Source organism: Pseudomonas sp. AC252 (assembly GCF_979258105.1).
Map to the genome: position 1 here is coordinate 3,378,696 of NZ_OZ409837.1, position 16,676 is coordinate 3,395,371.

The 16,676-nt window shown below is 59.9% G+C and carries 18 protein-coding genes and 1 tRNA gene; 9 read left to right on the plus strand and 10 right to left on the minus strand.

Going from position 1 to position 16,676, the window contains the following annotated elements; translation table 11 throughout:
* Nucleotides 1–22: 22 nt before the first annotated feature.
* From ACZZZ4_RS15365 to ACZZZ4_RS15380, 4 genes are all read left to right on the plus strand, one after another.
* Nucleotides 23–958 carry a LysR family transcriptional regulator gene (locus tag ACZZZ4_RS15365; RefSeq protein ID WP_463548155.1) on the plus strand — a complete coding sequence of 312 codons (936 nt, stop codon included), beginning with the start codon at nucleotides 23–25 and terminating at the stop codon, nucleotides 956–958.
* Nucleotides 959–1,205: 247 nt separating this feature from the next.
* The gene (locus ACZZZ4_RS15370) at nucleotides 1,206–2,399 is read left to right on the plus strand and encodes a CaiB/BaiF CoA transferase family protein (RefSeq protein ID WP_463548156.1); all 1,194 of its coding nucleotides are present in this window, start codon (nucleotides 1,206–1,208) and stop codon (nucleotides 2,397–2,399) included.
* Entirely contained in the window at nucleotides 2,396–3,322 is a 927-nt protein-coding gene (locus ACZZZ4_RS15375; protein WP_463548157.1) for a hydroxymethylglutaryl-CoA lyase, read from the plus strand. Before ACZZZ4_RS15370 ends, ACZZZ4_RS15375 begins: the two co-directional genes overlap by 4 nt.
* A gap of 187 nt (nucleotides 3,323–3,509) precedes the next feature.
* The gene (locus ACZZZ4_RS15380) at nucleotides 3,510–4,841 is read left to right on the plus strand and encodes an MFS transporter (protein ID WP_039760841.1); all 1,332 of its coding nucleotides are present in this window, start codon (nucleotides 3,510–3,512) and stop codon (nucleotides 4,839–4,841) included.
* 137 nt (nucleotides 4,842–4,978) lie between these two features.
* On the opposite strand, the gene ACZZZ4_RS15385 is transcribed toward ACZZZ4_RS15380, so the two are convergent.
* Nucleotides 4,979–5,263 (minus strand): type II toxin-antitoxin system RelE/ParE family toxin, encoded by a 285-nt coding sequence (locus ACZZZ4_RS15385; protein WP_463548158.1) that lies wholly within the window; start codon nucleotides 5,261–5,263, stop codon nucleotides 4,979–4,981.
* Nucleotides 5,253–5,492, minus strand: a complete 240-nt coding sequence (locus tag ACZZZ4_RS15390; protein ID WP_463548159.1) for a CopG family ribbon-helix-helix protein — start codon at nucleotides 5,490–5,492, stop codon at nucleotides 5,253–5,255. Before ACZZZ4_RS15390 ends, ACZZZ4_RS15385 begins: the two co-directional genes overlap by 11 nt.
* 166 nt (nucleotides 5,493–5,658) lie before the next feature.
* Here ACZZZ4_RS15390 and ACZZZ4_RS15395 point away from each other — a divergent pair, with 166 nt between their 5' ends.
* The 4 genes from ACZZZ4_RS15395 to ACZZZ4_RS15410 all read left to right on the plus strand — a co-directional run bounded on the left by ACZZZ4_RS15395 (nucleotide 5,659) and on the right by ACZZZ4_RS15410 (nucleotide 8,551).
* On the plus strand, nucleotides 5,659–6,387 hold the full coding sequence (locus ACZZZ4_RS15395; RefSeq protein WP_463548160.1) for a PA3715 family protein: 729 nt from the start codon (nucleotides 5,659–5,661) through the stop codon (nucleotides 6,385–6,387).
* Between the two features lie 36 nt (nucleotides 6,388–6,423).
* A complete protein-coding gene (locus tag ACZZZ4_RS15400; protein WP_415763415.1) occupies nucleotides 6,424–7,140 on the plus strand; it encodes a PA3715 family protein in 717 nt (238 codons plus the stop codon).
* Between the two features lie 103 nt (nucleotides 7,141–7,243).
* On the plus strand, nucleotides 7,244–7,882 hold the full coding sequence (locus ACZZZ4_RS15405) for a LysE family translocator (RefSeq protein ID WP_463548161.1): 639 nt from the start codon (nucleotides 7,244–7,246) through the stop codon (nucleotides 7,880–7,882).
* 165 nt (nucleotides 7,883–8,047) lie between these two features.
* The gene (locus tag ACZZZ4_RS15410; protein WP_039760848.1) at nucleotides 8,048–8,551 is read left to right on the plus strand and encodes a DUF4142 domain-containing protein; all 504 of its coding nucleotides are present in this window, start codon (nucleotides 8,048–8,050) and stop codon (nucleotides 8,549–8,551) included.
* A gap of 170 nt (nucleotides 8,552–8,721) precedes the next feature.
* Here ACZZZ4_RS15410 and ACZZZ4_RS15415 read toward each other — a convergent pair whose 3' ends face one another.
* Nucleotides 8,722–9,132: a low affinity iron permease family protein gene (locus tag ACZZZ4_RS15415; protein ID WP_129999066.1), complete on the minus strand. Its 411-nt coding sequence runs from the start codon at nucleotides 9,130–9,132 to the stop codon at nucleotides 8,722–8,724.
* Nucleotides 9,133–9,292: 160 nt separating this feature from the next.
* On the opposite strand from ACZZZ4_RS15415, the gene tam reads away from it, so the two are divergent.
* Nucleotides 9,293–10,063, plus strand: coding sequence for a trans-aconitate 2-methyltransferase (tam, locus tag ACZZZ4_RS15420; protein WP_463548162.1), 771 nt, complete (start codon nucleotides 9,293–9,295; stop codon nucleotides 10,061–10,063).
* Nucleotides 10,064–10,449: 386 nt separating this feature from the next.
* On the opposite strand, the gene ACZZZ4_RS15425 is transcribed toward tam, so the two are convergent.
* The 7 genes from ACZZZ4_RS15425 to atzF all read right to left on the minus strand — a co-directional run bounded on the left by ACZZZ4_RS15425 (nucleotide 10,450) and on the right by atzF (nucleotide 16,675).
* Nucleotides 10,450–10,608 carry a hypothetical protein gene (locus tag ACZZZ4_RS15425; RefSeq protein ID WP_164488340.1) on the minus strand — a complete coding sequence of 53 codons (159 nt, stop codon included), beginning with the start codon at nucleotides 10,606–10,608 and terminating at the stop codon, nucleotides 10,450–10,452.
* A 146-nt stretch (nucleotides 10,609–10,754) separates the two neighbouring features.
* Nucleotides 10,755–10,828: transfer RNA gene (locus tag ACZZZ4_RS15430), tRNA-Gly, on the minus strand.
* A gap of 157 nt (nucleotides 10,829–10,985) precedes the next feature.
* Entirely contained in the window at nucleotides 10,986–11,870 is an 885-nt protein-coding gene (locus tag ACZZZ4_RS15435; protein ID WP_076566363.1) for an alpha/beta fold hydrolase, read from the minus strand.
* A gap of 316 nt (nucleotides 11,871–12,186) precedes the next feature.
* On the minus strand, nucleotides 12,187–12,879 hold the full coding sequence (locus ACZZZ4_RS15440; RefSeq protein ID WP_039760859.1) for a pseudouridine synthase: 693 nt from the start codon (nucleotides 12,877–12,879) through the stop codon (nucleotides 12,187–12,189).
* 33 nt (nucleotides 12,880–12,912) lie between these two features.
* Entirely contained in the window at nucleotides 12,913–13,143 is a 231-nt protein-coding gene (locus tag ACZZZ4_RS15445) for a cysteine-rich CWC family protein (RefSeq protein WP_042608153.1), read from the minus strand.
* Nucleotides 13,136–14,623: a sensor domain-containing diguanylate cyclase gene (locus tag ACZZZ4_RS15450; protein ID WP_463548163.1), complete on the minus strand. Its 1,488-nt coding sequence runs from the start codon at nucleotides 14,621–14,623 to the stop codon at nucleotides 13,136–13,138. The genes ACZZZ4_RS15445 and ACZZZ4_RS15450 overlap by 8 nt, the downstream gene beginning before the upstream one ends.
* A gap of 279 nt (nucleotides 14,624–14,902) precedes the next feature.
* On the minus strand, nucleotides 14,903–16,675 hold the full coding sequence (gene atzF, locus ACZZZ4_RS15455; protein ID WP_463548164.1) for an allophanate hydrolase: 1,773 nt from the start codon (nucleotides 16,673–16,675) through the stop codon (nucleotides 14,903–14,905).
* Between the last annotated feature and the right edge of the window lies 1 nt (nucleotide 16,676).

Sequence of the window (16,676 nt, forward strand, 5' to 3'; positions counted from 1 at the left end):
CCGGGCTATCCTGCCGGCTCGGATGAACCTCTGCCTTCGAGCCCAGCATGCTGCAAAAAGCCTGATCCGCCGTCTCGACCTGATCACTCTGCAACTGTTCGTCGCCGTCCACGAAGAGGGCACCCTGACCCGTGCGGCTGCGCGCGAAGCCATTGCGGTGTCGGCGGCGAGCAAGCGGCTGATGGAGTTAGAGGAGGCGTTGGGCATCGCTTTGTTCGTGCGCCAGGCCAAAGGCATGGTCCTCACCCCGGCCGGTGAAACCCTGCTGCACCATGCGCGGCAGATGCTCTTCAATGTCGAGAAGATGGGCCTGGAGCTAGGCGAGCACAGCCACGGTGTGCGTGGTTACGTGCGCATGCTGGCCAATCTTTCGGCGATCATTCAATTCCTGCCCGAAGACTTGCGCGACTTTTCCGCGCAGCATCCGCAGGTCAAGACCGACCTTGAAGAACGGCCCAGCGCCGGGGTGATTCAGGGCGTTCTCGACGGCGTTGCGGACCTCGGCATCTGCTCCGACGACAGCGACACCAAAGGTCTGCACAGCGCGCTGTATCGCCAGGACAAACTGGTGGTGGTGATGCTGCCGGAGCATCCGTTGGCTGCGCGTGAATCGGTGGCCTTCGATGAAACCCTCGACAGCGACTACGTCGGTTTGCACGCGGCCAGTTCGATCAACATGCGTACCCATGCAGCGGCGCGGCAGGCCGGTAAAGTCTTGCGCATCCGCATTCATGTTCCGGGATTCGATGCGGTCTGCCGGATGGTCCAGGCGAACATGGGCATCGGCATTCTGCCGCAGCGAGCCTATGAGTTGTTTGGGCAGGCACTGGGCTTGCGCGCGGTGCCGCTGACCGATGCGTGGGCGGATCGCGCGCTGATTGTGGTGGTGCGCGATGAGGCGGGGTTGTCGCCGGTGAGCCGGATGTTGTTTGAGCATTTGCGTGAGCAGGGCGCCTGAATCTCTATTGAATGGGCCGGCCTCTTCGCGGGCAAGCCCGCTCCCACAGTTTCCAGCGTGTATGCAAATTGTGCGGCTGACTTTGAACCCTGTGGGAGCGGGCTTGCCCGCGAAGGCGGCTTCGAATTCACCACATCGCTCAAGCATTCGCATTTCGCGAACGCCCATTGCCGAGTGACGGCTGGATTCGCTGACGATCGTTCCTCTAGCCTTGGCGACATATTCCAAGAACAAGAGGTACCCCGCGATGACTGCCCCTTTGAGTGCGATCAAAGTGATCGAGATCGGCACCCTGATCGCCGCGCCGTTTGCCGCGCGCATGCTTGCCGAGTTCGGCGCCGAGGTGATCAAGATCGAAGCCATGGGCCAAGGCGACCCGCTGCGCAAATGGCGCAAGCTGCACGAGGGCACGTCGCTGTGGTGGTACCTGCAATCGCGCAACAAGAAATCCCTGGCACTCAATCTCAAATCCGCTGAAGGCATCGAACTGGTCAAGCAACTGGCCGGTGACGCCGACGTGATCATCGAAAACCTGCGCCCCGGTGCGCTGGAAAAACTCGGTCTGGGCTGGGACGTGCTGTATGCGCTGAATCCGAACCTGACCCTGGTGCGTATCTCCGGCTACGGCCAGACCGGCCCGTACCGCGACCGTCCCGGTTTCGGTGCGATTGGCGAGGCCATGGGCGGCATTCGCTACACCACCGGCAATCCCGATTCGCCACCGGCTCGGGTCGGCGTCAGCCTCGGCGATTCGCTGGCCTCGCTGCACGCGGTGATCGGCGCATTGATGTCGCTGCTGCGGGTCAAGACCGGGCAGGGCGGTGGACAGATCGTCGATGTTTCGCTGGCCGAGAGCGTGTTCAACGTCATGGAAAGCCTGGTGCCGGAATACGACATGCTTGGCCATGTGCGTGAACGCAGCGGCGGTGCGCTGCCGGGCATCGCGCCTTCCAACACGTATCTCACGGCGGACGGCGCCTACGTGGTGATTGCCGGCAACAGCGACCCGATCTACAAGCGCCTGATGCACACCATTGGCCGCGCTGATTTGGCCGACGCAGAAGAATTCGCCCACAACGACGGCCGCGCGGCCAGGAGCGGATTGCTCGATGCAGCCATTACGCACTGGACCAGCAGCCTGCCGATCAACGAAGTCCTGGCTGCTCTCGAAGCTGCCGAAGTGCCGGCCGGGCGCATCTACTCGGTGGCTGACATCGTCGCGGATCCGCACTATCAGGCGCGGGACATGTTGCTCAATGCCGAGTTGCCCGGTGGCGCAACGGTGAAGATGCCCGGCATCGTGCCCAAACTCTCGGAGACCCCCGGCGGGGTGAACTGGTCAGGGCCAAAACTGGGCCAGCACACCGACGCTATTCTGGCCGGGCTGGGCCTGACTGAACTCGACATCGAACGCCTGAAAGGCCAAGGCGTGGTGCAATGATCACTGACTATTCGCAAACCCTGATCGTCCAGGAAGTCTCGCCGCGCGATGGTTTACAGATCGAGCCGACATGGGTGGAAACCGCTGACAAGATCGCCCTGATCAACCAACTGTCGCAGGCCGGATTCAGCCGCATCGAAGCCGGCTCGTTCGTCTCGCCCAAAGCCATTCCGGCCCTGCGTGACGGCGAGCAAGTGTTCAACGGCATTCAGCGTCAGCCAGGGGTGATTTACGTGGCGTTGATCCCCAACCTCAAAGGCGCGCAACGGGCACTGGCGGCGAATGCCGATGAGTTGAATCTGGTGATGTCCGCCAGCCAGACGCACAACCTGGCCAATATGCGCATGCGTTGCGAGGAGTCGCTGGCCGCGTTCGCTGACATCGTTGCGTTTGTCAGCGGCTCGGGTGTGCGCCTCAACGGCAGCATCGCCACCACGTTCGGTTGCCCGTTCGAAGGCAAGATTGACGAGGACCGCGTGCTGCACATCGTCGACGCCTATCAGGAACTCGGCATTCAGGGCATCAGCCTCGCCGACACTACCGGCATGGCCAATCCGCGTCAGGTCGATCGTCTGGTGCGGCGCGTTTTGCAGCGGGTTTCGCCGGCCGATCTGACCCTGCATTTCCACAACACTCGCGGTCTTGGGCTGTGCAATGTGCTGGCCGCTTACGAGGCCGGTGCGCGGCGTTTCGATGCGGCGTTGGGTGGCCTCGGTGGCTGTCCGTTTGCGCCGGGTGCGTCGGGCAATATCTGCACTGAAGATTTGGTTAATTTGTGCGAAGAAGTCGGCATTCCCACCGGGATCGATTTGCCGCTGTTGTTGAAACTCTCGCGCGGCTTGCCGGCGCTGCTGGGCCACGATGTCCCCGGCCAACTGGCCAAGGCCGGGCGCAACTGCGATCTGCATCCGATGCCCACCTGAGACACACCAGTACCCCTGTGGGAGCGGGCTTGCCCGCGATGACGGCAGCAAATTCAACGAAAGCGTTAGCTGAACTGACGCCATCGCTGGCAAGCCAGCTCGCACACAAAAGCGCTCCACAGTGAGCGTCATCACCAGACAACAAAAACAATCGGACGCCTTAAGCAGTCCGCCTGGAGAAAAACCTATGAGCCTCAATGTAATGGAGGCGGGCGTGAATCCGTCCGTCGATCACGACGCCGAAAAAGCCCTGATCAGCAAAGTCGCCTGGCGCCTGATGCCGCTGATCATGGTCTGCTACCTGTTCGCCTTTTTCGATCGCATCAACATCAGCTTCGCCAAATTCCAGCTGCAGACCGACCTGAGCCTGAGCGATACCGCGTATGGCTTGGGCGCCGGGCTGTTCGTGGTCGGTTACGTGCTGTTCGAAGTGCCGAGCAACATGATGCTGTACAAGGTCGGCGCGCGGCGCTGGATCGCGCGGATCATGATGTCGTGGGGCGTGGCGACGGCGGCGATGGTCTTCGTCAACAGTGAGTGGCAATTCTATGCGCTGCGCTTCGTGATCGGCGCGATGGAAGCCGGGTTTGCGCCGGGCGTGCTGTATTACCTGACCCTGTGGTTTCCTCAGCACTTCCGTGGCCGGATCACGTCGATGCTGTTTCTCGCCTCGGCGTTTGCCGGACTGGTCGGCGCGCCGTTCTCGGGGCTGGTGCTGCAACACCTCGACGGCGTGTTGCAGATGCGCGGCTGGCACTGGTTGTTCCTGCTCGGTGGTGTGCCGTGTATCGCCCTCGGTTTTCTCGTGCTGACCCAACTCAAGGACCGCATCGAGGATGCGCACTGGCTGACGGCTGACGAGAAGAAATTGCTCTCCAGCCGCATCGCCCATCACGAGCCACACAAGAGCGGCGGCTCATTGCTCGCGGCGCTGAAAATTCCCGGTTTCCTGACGTTGGGTTTGATCTACTTCCTGATTCAGGTCGCGTCCTACGGCCTGAATTTCTGGGCACCGCAATTGATCCGCAGCGCCGGCACCGAAAGCCCGGTGATGATCGGCCTGCTGACCGCCATTCCGTACATCTGCGGGGCGATCAGCATGGTGGTGATCGGGCGCTTGTCAGACGCCACCGGTGAACGGCGCAAGTTCGTCGCCGGGCTGGTGATCGTCGGTGCGATCGGCTTTTTCAGCGCAGGGATCTTCGCCAGCCACACGACCTTCCTGATCGTCGCGCTCGGCCTGCTCGGTGCGGGCATCATCGCTTCGATTCCGAGCTTCTGGACACTGCCACCGAAGCTGCTGGCGGGCGCCGGTGCCGGCGCGGCAGGCGGGATCGCGGTGATCAATACCTTGGGTCAGTTCGGCGGGATCGTCAGCCCGGTCATGGTCGGGCGCATCAAGGACCTCACCGGCAGCACCACCCCGGCGCTGTACGTCATCGGCGTCGCCGCGCTGATCGCGGCAGCGTTGCTGCTGTGGGGCCTGCCGCAGAAGTTGCGTACGCTGGACAAGTATTGAGCCGCTGAAAAGATCGCAGCCTGCGGCAGCTCCTATGCTGATCGAGTGCTAACCCGATTCTGAGCTGCCGCAGGCTGCGATCTTTTGATTTTTTAGCGAGGAGGCGTAAACAGGTTGTGACCGGATGGATGTCTCACTCACCACGTCTTGGGTGGGAGGCGTCGAGTATGGAAAATACGCAAAACCTGCAACCGACTCTGCCGAACGCGGTAGGGGATCAAGTATGGTCGATCAGGAACAATCCACTCGCGAGTTCCAGGAAGGCGACCTTCGCGACCTGCTGAGGGGAATCGAGTGAGATGATCAACGTTAGCGAACATCGCCTGAACGAATTCTGACGCAGCCCCGGGATTATCGAGAGCAATGTAAGCGGCTTCATCATCGAGATTTTTTAACGCTGTTTTCAGCCACTCAACGCGCATTGGCATTCCATTTTTCCGCTATGGCGCTGACTTCTTCAGCAGAGGCGAAATCACCCGCGTCAGCTTCTTTCAATGCTTTCTGGATTTCCTCGATTTGCCACGCTTCGCGCGCAAGATACTCACGTAACGCATCCACAGCCAGGTAGGACTTACTCCGCCCCGTTGCTTTGGCGAGGTTGGCGAGGGTATCGGCAATTTCATCGGGGATGCGCAGAGACATGACGGACATGACAATCTCGATGTGGTGAAATGTAATACGTGACACTACAGTGTCATACGTCGAGACACTAGTCCCTTCGGTCTGCCGACATGCTGGCAATCTGGCCTGATCCGGTTGAATCCTCCGCTTCAGAGGGGGATAGTGCGCGGCTGGAAATTTCATCAGGGAAGTGACAATGAGGACCATGTGGATCAGCGCAGCGGCGCTTTGCGGGTGGTTGATGGCGGGGCAGGCGTGGGCGGGTTGCACGCCGCCTGCGGTCAGCACAGAAGTGGATTTTTCCCTGTGCAAGGACTGGCCGGCTTATCCGCAATTGACGATCACCGCGCTGTCGACGTTTGTGCCCGATCCGGTCTACGGCCACGGTGACAGGGTGGGCTCATATGACCTGAGTCTGGCCGTCATCACAGCTGGCGGCCCCAAGCCGCTGGCGACCTATCATCAGCCGTCGGCATTTCTCTCCGATGCCATCGCGCTCGACAATCTGGAACTGGATACCGCGCGCTATAAACTCACGCCCGACCTCCGTGCTTTCGGCGTACGCGCCCATTTCAAAGGCTCGTCACGCGTCAATCCGCTGGATGAAACGCTGCTGTCGCTCTACGTGAAAGAGGGCGACAAACTGCGCCCGGTGCTGGATCGCTTGCTCGTCTACAGCTTCAGCGGTGAATGGGATGGCAACTGCGCGGGCGAGCGCTCGGAGACGGTGCGCACACTTGAGATGGGCAAAACCGGTTCCCATGGTTATGCCGATATCATTGTCCGCTCAGTCACCACTGGGCTGGTGGGTGAGGGGCCACGCGACACCTGCGAATCGAAGACCACCCACGAAAAACCAGTGCTGACCACGTTGCGTTACGACGGGAAAACCTACGTTTTGCCGCAAGGTTTCAAAGGCGTGTGACCGGCGTTACTGAGACGAATATTTCAAGGAAGAATCATGATTGTGCCTCTCCGAATTTTTATCGCACTCGGCTTGTTCGCGCTTACGGCTCAAGTCCACGCCGCTTGCGAAACCAAAGCCTTCAATGGCGAATACCTGTCGCGTTGCAAGGTCTGGCCCGCTGTGCAGAATCAGGCGATTGCCGTCAAATCCACGTATCTGGCGGATGCGGATGACGAAGACGTCGGGGTATTCGATCTCGATCTGGCAATCGTCAATGCCAGCAACGCCAAACCGATTGCCACTTACCGCAAACCCGGCGCTTACAACTCCGATGCCGTGCGTTTCGACGATCTGCGCATCGACACCGCGCGCTATCGCCTGGCAGAGGATGTTCGCGCATTTGGCTTGCGTTCGAAGTTCGTCCACAGTTCCCACGCAATTCCTTACGAGAAAACCGATCTGGCCTTGTATGTCCGCGAAGGCAATCAGTTGCGCCCGGTGCTGGAAGGCTTGGTGGTCTACAAGAACAACGGGGAGTTCAGCGGCGACTGCGAGGGCTACCTCAAACAGGTACGCCGCACCGTTGAGATCGCTGAGTCCAGTCATCATGGTCTCGCCGATCTGATCGTTACCAGCCGTGGCAGCAAGATGAAAAACACTCAGTCGGGTAAAGAGTGCCTGTCGAAAACCACCCACCTGAAGACAACCCAAGTCAGCTTGATCTACGACGGCCAGCAATATGTCGTCCCTGAAAACCTCAGAGGTTATTGAATCGAAAAACGTCTCCGGGCATGCGTTTCACGACGCGCAGTGATCGGACGTGTTCGGCTGAGATAGACTCTGCGCCACGTGTTCTGGCGCTTGCAGGTTTTCCATGACTCCATCATTGCTGTTGGCCGTTCTGGCTTCGGGTTTCATCTACGGGATCACGCCGGGTCCGGGTGTGCTGGCGGTGTTCGGCATTGGCGCGGCGCATGGGCGGCGGGCCGGGGCGGGGTTTCTGTGTGGGCATCTACTCGGCGATGTGGTCTGGTGCAGCACGGCGCTGGTGGCGATTGTCGGTGCGCGGGAGATCGGCAGCACCGCCTTCGATGTGCTCGGCGTGCTCAGCGCGGTGTATCTGTTCTGGCTCGGCTGGCGTGCAGTGCGTGCCCGGCGCCGTAGCGGCGACGAGGCGCAAGGGGCGGCGCGGCAGCCGTTCTGGCACGGCATTGTCTTCGGCCTGACCAATCCCAAGGCCTACCCGGTGGCGGTGGCGACCTTCACGGCGCTGCTGTCGAGCCGCGCTGAACTGCTCAACTGGTCGATGCTGCCGGCGCTGATCGCCCTGAGTTTTATCGGCGGCGCGCTGGCTTACGCAATCCTCATCGGCGTGGTTGGCGCGCAGCGAGTGCGCACGGTGTATCAACGTCACGAATTGCTGATCACCCGTTTGTGCGGCGTGATGTTTATCGGTTTTGCCATTAACGCACTGGTGCACGCGCTGCCGGGTTTGATGCCCGACAAGGGCTGATGCTGAGCAAATAGTGACTGAACCGTTCGTCGCGCCTGCGGCAGTTTTTCTAAACCTTTGACCGTAAAAGCCTTCCTAACTGAGGCGGACAATTGTCCGCCGCGACTATTTGAGCAGCGGGCGAATCACGGCCCGCTTGAATTTTTCACGAAGGAGGGCGCGACCATGAGCCGGATGGCCACCCGTTTACGTAATGCCAGTTTTGCGACTCTGCTGGGCCTGTGCGCCAGCACGGCGTTTGCCCAGTCGCCTGCCGAATTCATCAACGATGCCTCCGCCAAAGGCATGGCCGACATCGAAGCCAGCCGTCAGGCCCATGGAAAGACCGAATCGAAAGAGGTCAAGGATTACACTATCGTTGTCATCAACGACCGCACCACGGCCAACCAGCATCTGGCGAAAATCGCCAAGAAACTCGACCTGCCGGTGGCCCCCCGCGAAGAGCTCGCCGACAAGGCCAAAGAGCTGATGCCGGAAGTGAAGGACGGCGCGACGTTTGATCAGGCCTACGCCGCGAGCCAGGTCAAAGCGACTGAAGAGGCCATCACCCAGATCGAGCAGCAGGCGCAAACCACCGACGTGCCGGAAATCAAAGCGTTTGCCGATGAGACCTTGCCGAAACTGCAAAGCCATCTGGAGAAAGCTCGAGCGTTGCAGGCCAGTCGTTAACTTCGCCTTATTGTTGTAGTGCGAGCGAGACCTTCAGTTGAAATGCGGTGCTTGCCCTGTGGGAGCGAGCCTGCTCGCGAAAGCGGTGTCTCAGTCAATGATGTGTTGACTGACCCTCCGTTTTCGCGAGCAGGCTCGCTCCCACAGTTGTGGTTACGCACTGGATTTGCTCAGCACTCATTCAAATCCTGCTTAGGCTTGCTCTTGTCGCCAAGCCCTTCAAGATCGAACACCTGATTTTCACCCAATGCTCGGTAGTGCTGGCGCAGCGCCTCCAATTGCTGCAAATCCAGCGCCTCCAGCCCGAGCATTGCGTTCTGCGCCTCCTTGTTCACCCGCAACAGCTCATCGAGCTTCAAATGCAGAATGTCGGTATCGCGGTTCTGCGTGTTCTGAATCAGGAACACCATCAGGAACGTGATGATCGTCGTCGATGTATTGATGATCAGCTGCCAAGTGTCGTTGTAACCAAAAATCGGCCCGCTCAAACCCCACAACCCGATCAGGATCAACGCCCCCATGAACGTCTTCGGGCTACCGGCCCACAGGGCAAGTTTTTGGGCAATTTTTGCGAATTTCATGATGGGAGTCCTTGTTTTGGGAGCTTGAAATTCAGACATCAGCGTTGCGCTGAAAATTCTGTTTACAAGTTTCGGTGCAGGACTTTGGTAGGGAAGGCGTGCCGCTCGGATCGCTGTATTGTGTCGGCAGTTGCCAGAACACCCTCGACAGGAGAACGCAATGAGCTGGTCTGCCAAGCAATACGTCGCTTTCGAAGATGAACGCACCCGCCCGGCCCGTGATCTGCTGGCGGCAATACCCACGGAGCACGCGCGGGCGGTGGTGGATATTGGTTGCGGGCCGGGCAATTCCACCGAGTTGCTGGTGCAGCGTTTTCCCGAGGCCAAGGTCAGTGGCCTGGACAGTTCGGCGGACATGATCGCCGCCGCGCGCAAGCGCTTGCCTGATGTGCTGTTCGAGGTGGCCGAGATCGACAAGTGGACTGATCAAGGCCCGTTCGATGTGATTTTCGCCAACGCGGTTTTGCAATGGGTGCCTGATCACGCTTCGTTGCTGCCAGCCTTGGCGAGCAAGCTTTCAGATGGTGGCAGCCTGGCGATTCAGATGCCGGACAACCTCAACGAACCGTCCCACCGTTTGATGCGTGAAGTCGCCGCCAATGGGCCGTGGGCGAGCAAGCTCGCAGACGCTGCCGGGCAGCGTACCGACATGGCCAGTGCCAGTGAGTATTTTTCGATGCTGCGGCCGCACTGCGCGCGGGTCGATGTGTGGCGGACCACCTATCACCACCAACTTCGCGATGGTGCGGCGGGGGTGGTGGAGTGGTTCAAGGGCAGCGGGTTGATTCCATTCCTGAGCCCGTTGACCGAGGAGGAACGGGCGCAGTATCTGCAGCGGTATCTGGCGGAAGTTGCCAAGGCTTATCCGGCCTTGGCTGACGGCTCGGTGCTGCTGCCGTTTCCACGGCTGTTTATTGTTGCGACTCGCTGAATCACGCCTCTAACTTTCTTGAGTTCGCCACGTTATCTCAGGTCGGCGCATCTCTTGAACACAACCCGGTCAGTTCCTCAAGGCCGAGGAATATATCGAGCAGACTCTCGCTGCGCTCGCCAACTGGAAGAAAGTATTAACTCGATTGAATGTCCCGCACAAAGCCGGGGAGCCGATCTTCAATGTACTGGCGAGGCTGCATCTGGATTTCGAGGAAGCAAGCTGCAGACGGGTGGGCAGCATTGTTCGTTCTGATAGATGTTGACGCTGACATTTCAAATCCCAGCCGCTAAAAAGCGACCAGCAAGGCAATTCCAACACGCCGTGACAACTGCCCAATAAAAAGCCCGGCGCGTGCCAGGCTCTACTTTACTCTCTCAGCACCGTCACGCTTGCTTCTCACGTGCCGCCAGCATCACTTCAATCTGCTTTTTGGTAGCTTCGGTCAGCACTTCGCTGTAAACACGCTTTTTCTCCTCCGATTTAGCATTTCGGATGAAGTCTGCGAACGGACTGGTGGATTCCTTTTCGGATCCGAATTTCATGTGATTGCTCCGTCTGTGATCCTCTGAATTGGTCTGCGCTGGTAACCAGATCTCAAATCCCACGCACAAAAAAACCGGCCATCAAGACCGGTTTTTTCCATTCCTGCATCCCGCGTCAGACGACACAACGCGAGATCAATATTCGGTGGAGCGGGTAGAGGGAATCGAACCCTCATCTAAAGCTTGGGAAGCTTTCGTTCTACCACTAAACTATACCCGCTCAGAGCGGCTGACTTTGTACCAGACTCGGCCACGGATTTGAAGTTTTCTTTTCTCTGCGAGGGCTTTGCCGCGCAGAAATCGGTCGATCGCGAGCAAGGGCTGCGCCGGTGCAACAGGCACTTCAAGCTTGCAGCCTTGCCCGCGATGACGCTGTTTCAAATGGCCAGGGCATGGTGATCCTGCACAAACGAGTAGCGCGTTCGGCTGGCTTGCGGCGCAGGTTTCAGGAAGCCGAGCAGAGCGTTCTGGCTGTCGCGGCAGGCGGCTTTGTGCTCCATGTCGAGGAAGTGCCCGGTGGCTTGCAGGGTGGTGAAGCTGCTGTGGGCGACGTGATTGCCAAACAGGCGCGCATCTTCGGCGGCGGTGTATTCGTCCCATTCACCGTTCAGGAACAGCACCGGCACGTTGATCTTCTTCGCCGCATTCAGATAGCACTGGCGATCGCTGTGCAGCACGTCGTTGATGTGAAAGTGCATCTGCCCGTATTCATGCTCGGCGAGGCTGCTGACGTGGCGATAGTTGAAGCGCTTGAACAGCGACGGCAGGTGTTTGCCAATCGTGTTGTTGACCAGATGGCCGACCCTGTCGCCGTCGCGGCTGCCGAGGTAATCGACGCCGCGCTCAAGGTAATCGAGCATGTGCGCATTGATCACCGGCGAGAACGAGCTGATCACGGCTTTTTCGATGCGCCGGGGCTGCTGGGCGAGGGCGACCAATGTTGCCGCACCGCCCCAGGAGAACGACAGCACGTGCTCGGCAGCGAAGTGGTCGATCAGCTCCAGCAGAATCTGCCCTTCGACTTCCTTCGTCAGATGTTTCTCATGCCGGTTGTGGGCTTTTGAGCGGCCCGCGTAGGGCTGGTCATAGCAGACCACGTTGAATTGCGGGTGCAGGTTTTTCACGGTCTGTGCAAACGACGCAGTCGTGGCCATCGAGCCGTTGACCAGAATGATGGTCTTTTCTGCGGCGTCTGCGCGATAGAACTCCGTGTAAACCCGATACTGACCCTGTATATCCAGCACAGCGATTTCTGGCCTCATGTCATAAGACTCCTGGCAAGCAAGCGGGTATGCGCGCAATCGAGATTGCACGAGCTTTGTGACAGGTAGGCATACGCCTGGAATTTGCTGGCCCATGTCGATCCGTTACGGCAGGTCGACGGGTGTTGTTATTGGCGGGCAGATTGCCGGCTGAGGCGCAGCCCTTGAGGGCAGACGACCGACAAAAAGTTTCTTGGAAGTATGTGGTGACTCATCGGTCACATTTCGGCCGACGTCCTGATTCAAGCAGGGGACACAGGATCACGCAAGTGCCGTCGGCGAATTGTTCGACAACTTCGGCTGAGCGGTCGGCGGCTTAGAACAAATGAATCTCTTCGGTGCGCAAAGCGCGGTACTCGCCCGGTTTTAGCGCGTGATCGAGCGCCAGTTCACCCACGGATTCGCGGTGCAGGCGCAAGACTTTGTTGTTGAAAAACCCAAACATCCGCTTGACCTGATGGTAGCGGCCTTCAACGATGCTCAGCCGTGCCGAGCGTGGACCAAGCAGCTCAAGCTGCGCCGGTAGCGTGGTCAGATCTTCGAAAGCGAAGTAAATGCCCTCGGCAAATTTCAACGCGTAGCTCGCGTCGATATCCTGTTCGGTTTCGACGTAATAGACCTTCGGCAGTTTGGTTTGCGGCTGCGTCAGGCGCCGCGACCAGGCGCCATCGTTGGTGATCAGCATCAGCCCGGTGGTGTTGAAATCCAGACGTCCGGCGATGTGCAGATCGTCCTTGTGCGGTTCATCGAGCAGGTCGAGCACGGTCGCATGCTGCGGATCACGGGTGGCGCTGACGCAGCCCGGCGGTTTGTGCAGCATGAAATAGCGCGTCGGTTTGCCACTTTGCAGCACCTCATCGTCGACTTCGACCCGACTGAATTCCAGCACGTCACTGTGCGGGTCGCTGACGACTTTCCCGTCAATCCGCACGCGCTTTTCTACCAGCAACAGGCGAACCTGCTGACGGTTGTAGCGGGGCAGATTGCTGAGGAAACGGTCGACGCGCATGGTCAGAATTCAACGGACAAAGGGCCGCGCATCTTACGGGATCGGCCGCCGGCCTGCTTGCAGTTGCGCTTCGACCTGCGCGCAGCGCGGGCACAGGCAGGCTTGATTGCGCAACTCGACCGGCAGCGCCTCGAGCACCGCCGGGTCGATGGTTACGCCGTAACACCAGCATTCGCGGTCGGCGGTGCGTGGGTCGGCGAGGCTGCAGTCGTTGCGCGCACCGCAGGCCGGGCAGTGGTCGGGTTTGACGTCGAGATCAGGCATAAGTCGAGTGCGGCATTTCCATGCAGGTGCGGTTGCGCCCGGATTGCTTGGCGCGGTACATCGCATGATCGGCCCGCGACAGCAGAGTGTGCAAGGTGTCATCGCGTTGCACGGTGGTGGCGCCGATGCTCACGGTCAGATGCAGGCTGTGGCCATCGTAGGCATATTCGTGTTGCTCGACGTGTTGACGGATTTTCTCGGCGATTTTCTGCCCGGTCTCGCCGTCGGTATCTTTCAACAGAACGATGAACTCTTCACCGCCCCAGCGGCAGACGATGTCGGCGTGACGCAGGCAACTTTGCAGGTCGCGGGCGAAACCGATCAACACCTGATCGCCAGCCATGTGGCCGTAGGTATCGTTCAACGCTTTGAAGTGGTCGAGGTCGAGCAACAACGCGGTCAGAGGCCTGGTTTCTCGTTGGGCCTCGTGCAGCGCTTGCGCGGCGAGGATGTCGAAGCCGCGTCGGTTCGGCAGTTCGGTGAGACTGTCGAGGGTGGCGTGCGCCTGAATCTTCGCCTGGAAGCGCTTGATGACCCGATTGAGCAGCGCCAGCACGATCAACGTCACCAGCAGGCAGATCAGCAGATTGAGATACAGCGACTGGCGGATCTCGCTCAGCGCGCCATCCTCGCGTTTATCGACGAACAGGTACCAGTTCAACTCTGGGATAAACCGCACGTTGAGAAAATGCCCTTGGCCCTGAGTGGAATATTCGTAGCTGCCGCTGTGCGGCTTGGGCAACTGGCTGACCAGACTTTTCATGCTCTCCAGTTCGCCAAGACTCTGGCCGATGTGCGCGCCTTCCGGGCCACCCTCGGCACCGGTCAATACGAGGCGGCCGAAGGTATCGACGAAGTACACGCTGCGTTGATAGCGCTGTTGATACTTGTCGATCAGCTTGATCACCGCGTCCACGGTCAGGCCCACGCCCGCTGCACCGATGAAGCGGTTGTGGTAGTCGTAGACCTTGTAGTTGATGAAGAACGTCAGGTTGTCCTTATTCGCCAGATCCGGGTCGACGTTGATCTCGTACGGGTCCTGCATGTCGCGCACGCGGAAGTACCAGGTGTCGCGCGGCTCGTCGACTTTGACCTGCTTGAGCACGCCTTTGGCGTGGTAGTAGGTGAGCGTGGCATTGGAAACGAAGAACGCCGTGTAGGCGCCGTAATGGGTCATGACCTCGTCGAGATAGCGGGTCATCTGCTCGGGATTCTGCTCGCCATTGACCACCCAGTCGCGCATGAACGTGTCACGGGACATCATCGAGGAAATCAGGATCGGCCGGACCAGGTCTTTCTGGATTTCCGAATAGACCGTATCGGAGGTCAGTGGCAGTTCGGTGTTGACGATGTTGTCGCGGATCGACTCGCGGGAAGCGAAATAGCTCAACAGTGACGTAGCGAGAAAGCCGGCGCCAAGCAGGGCGACCAGGGTGAGCACCAGTGAACGTTGCGAGTACAAGGGAGAACGAAGCGGCATGGCAGATCCGTTGGCAGTGGCCCGATGGGATGCATTCTAGTGGGATGGTCGGGAAAACACTGCGGGATTTGTGCCTGAAATGGCGGGGGATATGACGTAGCGGTGTGTCAGGGAAATCGCAGCCCCTCACCCCAGCCCTCTCCCCGGGGGAGAGGGAGCTGGATTGTGGGTGATGGAAAATCTGTGATCGACTCGGTATCAGCCAATGGCAACCGATGGACAATCGCCTCACCCTGGCCCTCTCCTGGGGGAGAGGGCCAGGGTGAGGCGAGCTTCGGATCAGCCCCGGGATGCCAGATACGCCCGCCATCCCCCCAAATGACTGATATCCACCGCACCCTCCAACCCATACGGCTCACAGATAAACCCGCTCTCCCAGCGCCCATCCGCCAGTTGCACCTTGCCCAAACCCAGCGGCGCCGGAATCCCGGTCAGAAACGAGCCCAGCTCACTGCTCGGCAATTCCCACACCTCCACGGCAATCGCCACGCCGGCGTCCTTGACCCGTACCATGCCCGGCCGCAATGGCGGGCCGCCGGCGAGGGCGTGCAGTCGATAGTCCGGCGAACTGAACGTGGTTTCCAGCAAGCGCCCGCCACGCTGGGTCAGTTGCCAGTTCAGTGCCAGCCCTTGCAAGTGCGCACCACAGACCACCAATCGTGCACGGTCATTGCGCGCAGCGTTCGCCGGAGCTGGCAGGGCGCTGTCCTGCTGGCGCTGCAAGGCATCGGCCACGCTCAACAGATACTGATCGGTAAACACCCGCCCGAACAACGTCACGCCCCACGGCAAACCGTTGCTCATGAACGCGGTCGGCACGGCGACGGCGGCGTAGTCGAGCAGGTTCATGAAGTTGGTGTAATAGCCGAGTTCGGAATTGCGCAGCACCGGCTCGGCCGCAAGCTCGGCCAACGTCACTGGACGGCCGATGGTCGGCGTCAGTACGCAGTCGAGATTTTCCAGGGCCTCGTCGCAGAGGGCCTTCAGCGCCTGCAATCGATATTGCGCGCGGAAGGTCTGCACGCCAGTCACTGCCGGAGCCTTGGCCAGCACCGCACGGATCACTGGCAGCACCGCTTCGGGATTCTGCTCCATCAGCTCACCGGCGACGCTGTAACGCTCGGCGACCCAAGGCCCGTCGTAAAGCAACCGCGCTGCTTCGAGAAATGGCGACAGGTCCAGTTCGACCGCTTCGCCACCCAGAGCCTTGAGCCGTTCGATGGCCGCTGCGAACAGTTGCGGCCCTTCGTTGCAGCCGAAAAATTCAAGGTCCTGCGCCCGTGGCACGCCGAAGCGAAACGGCCGTACCGCGCCGAATGCCGAGCCGTCGTTCCATGCCGGGTTGCGTCGGCTGTATTCATCGCGAGGATCATGTTTGGCTGTCAACGCCAACAACTGACTGGCCTCGCGAGCAGTGGCGGTGAAGGTGGTTACGCAGTCCAGCGTGCGGCACGCCGGCAGCACGCCAGCGGTGGAAATCAGGCCCTTGCTCGCCTTCAAACCGACCAGATTGTTCAACGCCGCTGGCACCCGCCCGGAACCGGCGGTGTCAGTGCCTAACGCGAAGCTGGCCACGCCCAACGCTACCGCCAAGGATGAACCCGCGCTGGAACCGCCGGACGGATACTCCGCCAGCACACTGTTCGGGCACGCACCATAAGGCGAGCGGCTGCCATTGAGGCCGGTGGCAAACTGATCAAGATTGGTCTTGCCCAGCGGAATCGCCCCCAGCGCCAACAGCTGCTCGACGATGGTCGCCGACTGCTGCGGCACATAGGCGAACGCCGGGCACGCGGCGGTGGTGGGAATGCCGGCCAGATCGATGTTGTCCTTGATCGCGAACGGCACGCCATACAGCGGCAGACTGTCGAGGTCACGACCGTCGAGAACGGCCAGATACGGCTCCAGTTCATCTACGCTGAGCAGGTGGATGAACAGGTGATAGTCGGGATTCAGGGCAGCGGCTTTTTCGCGCAATTGCAGCAGCAGTTGGCGCGGTGTGGTGTCGCCATTGCGATAGGCCTGGCGCAGTGCATCGAGTTGCAGATTCATC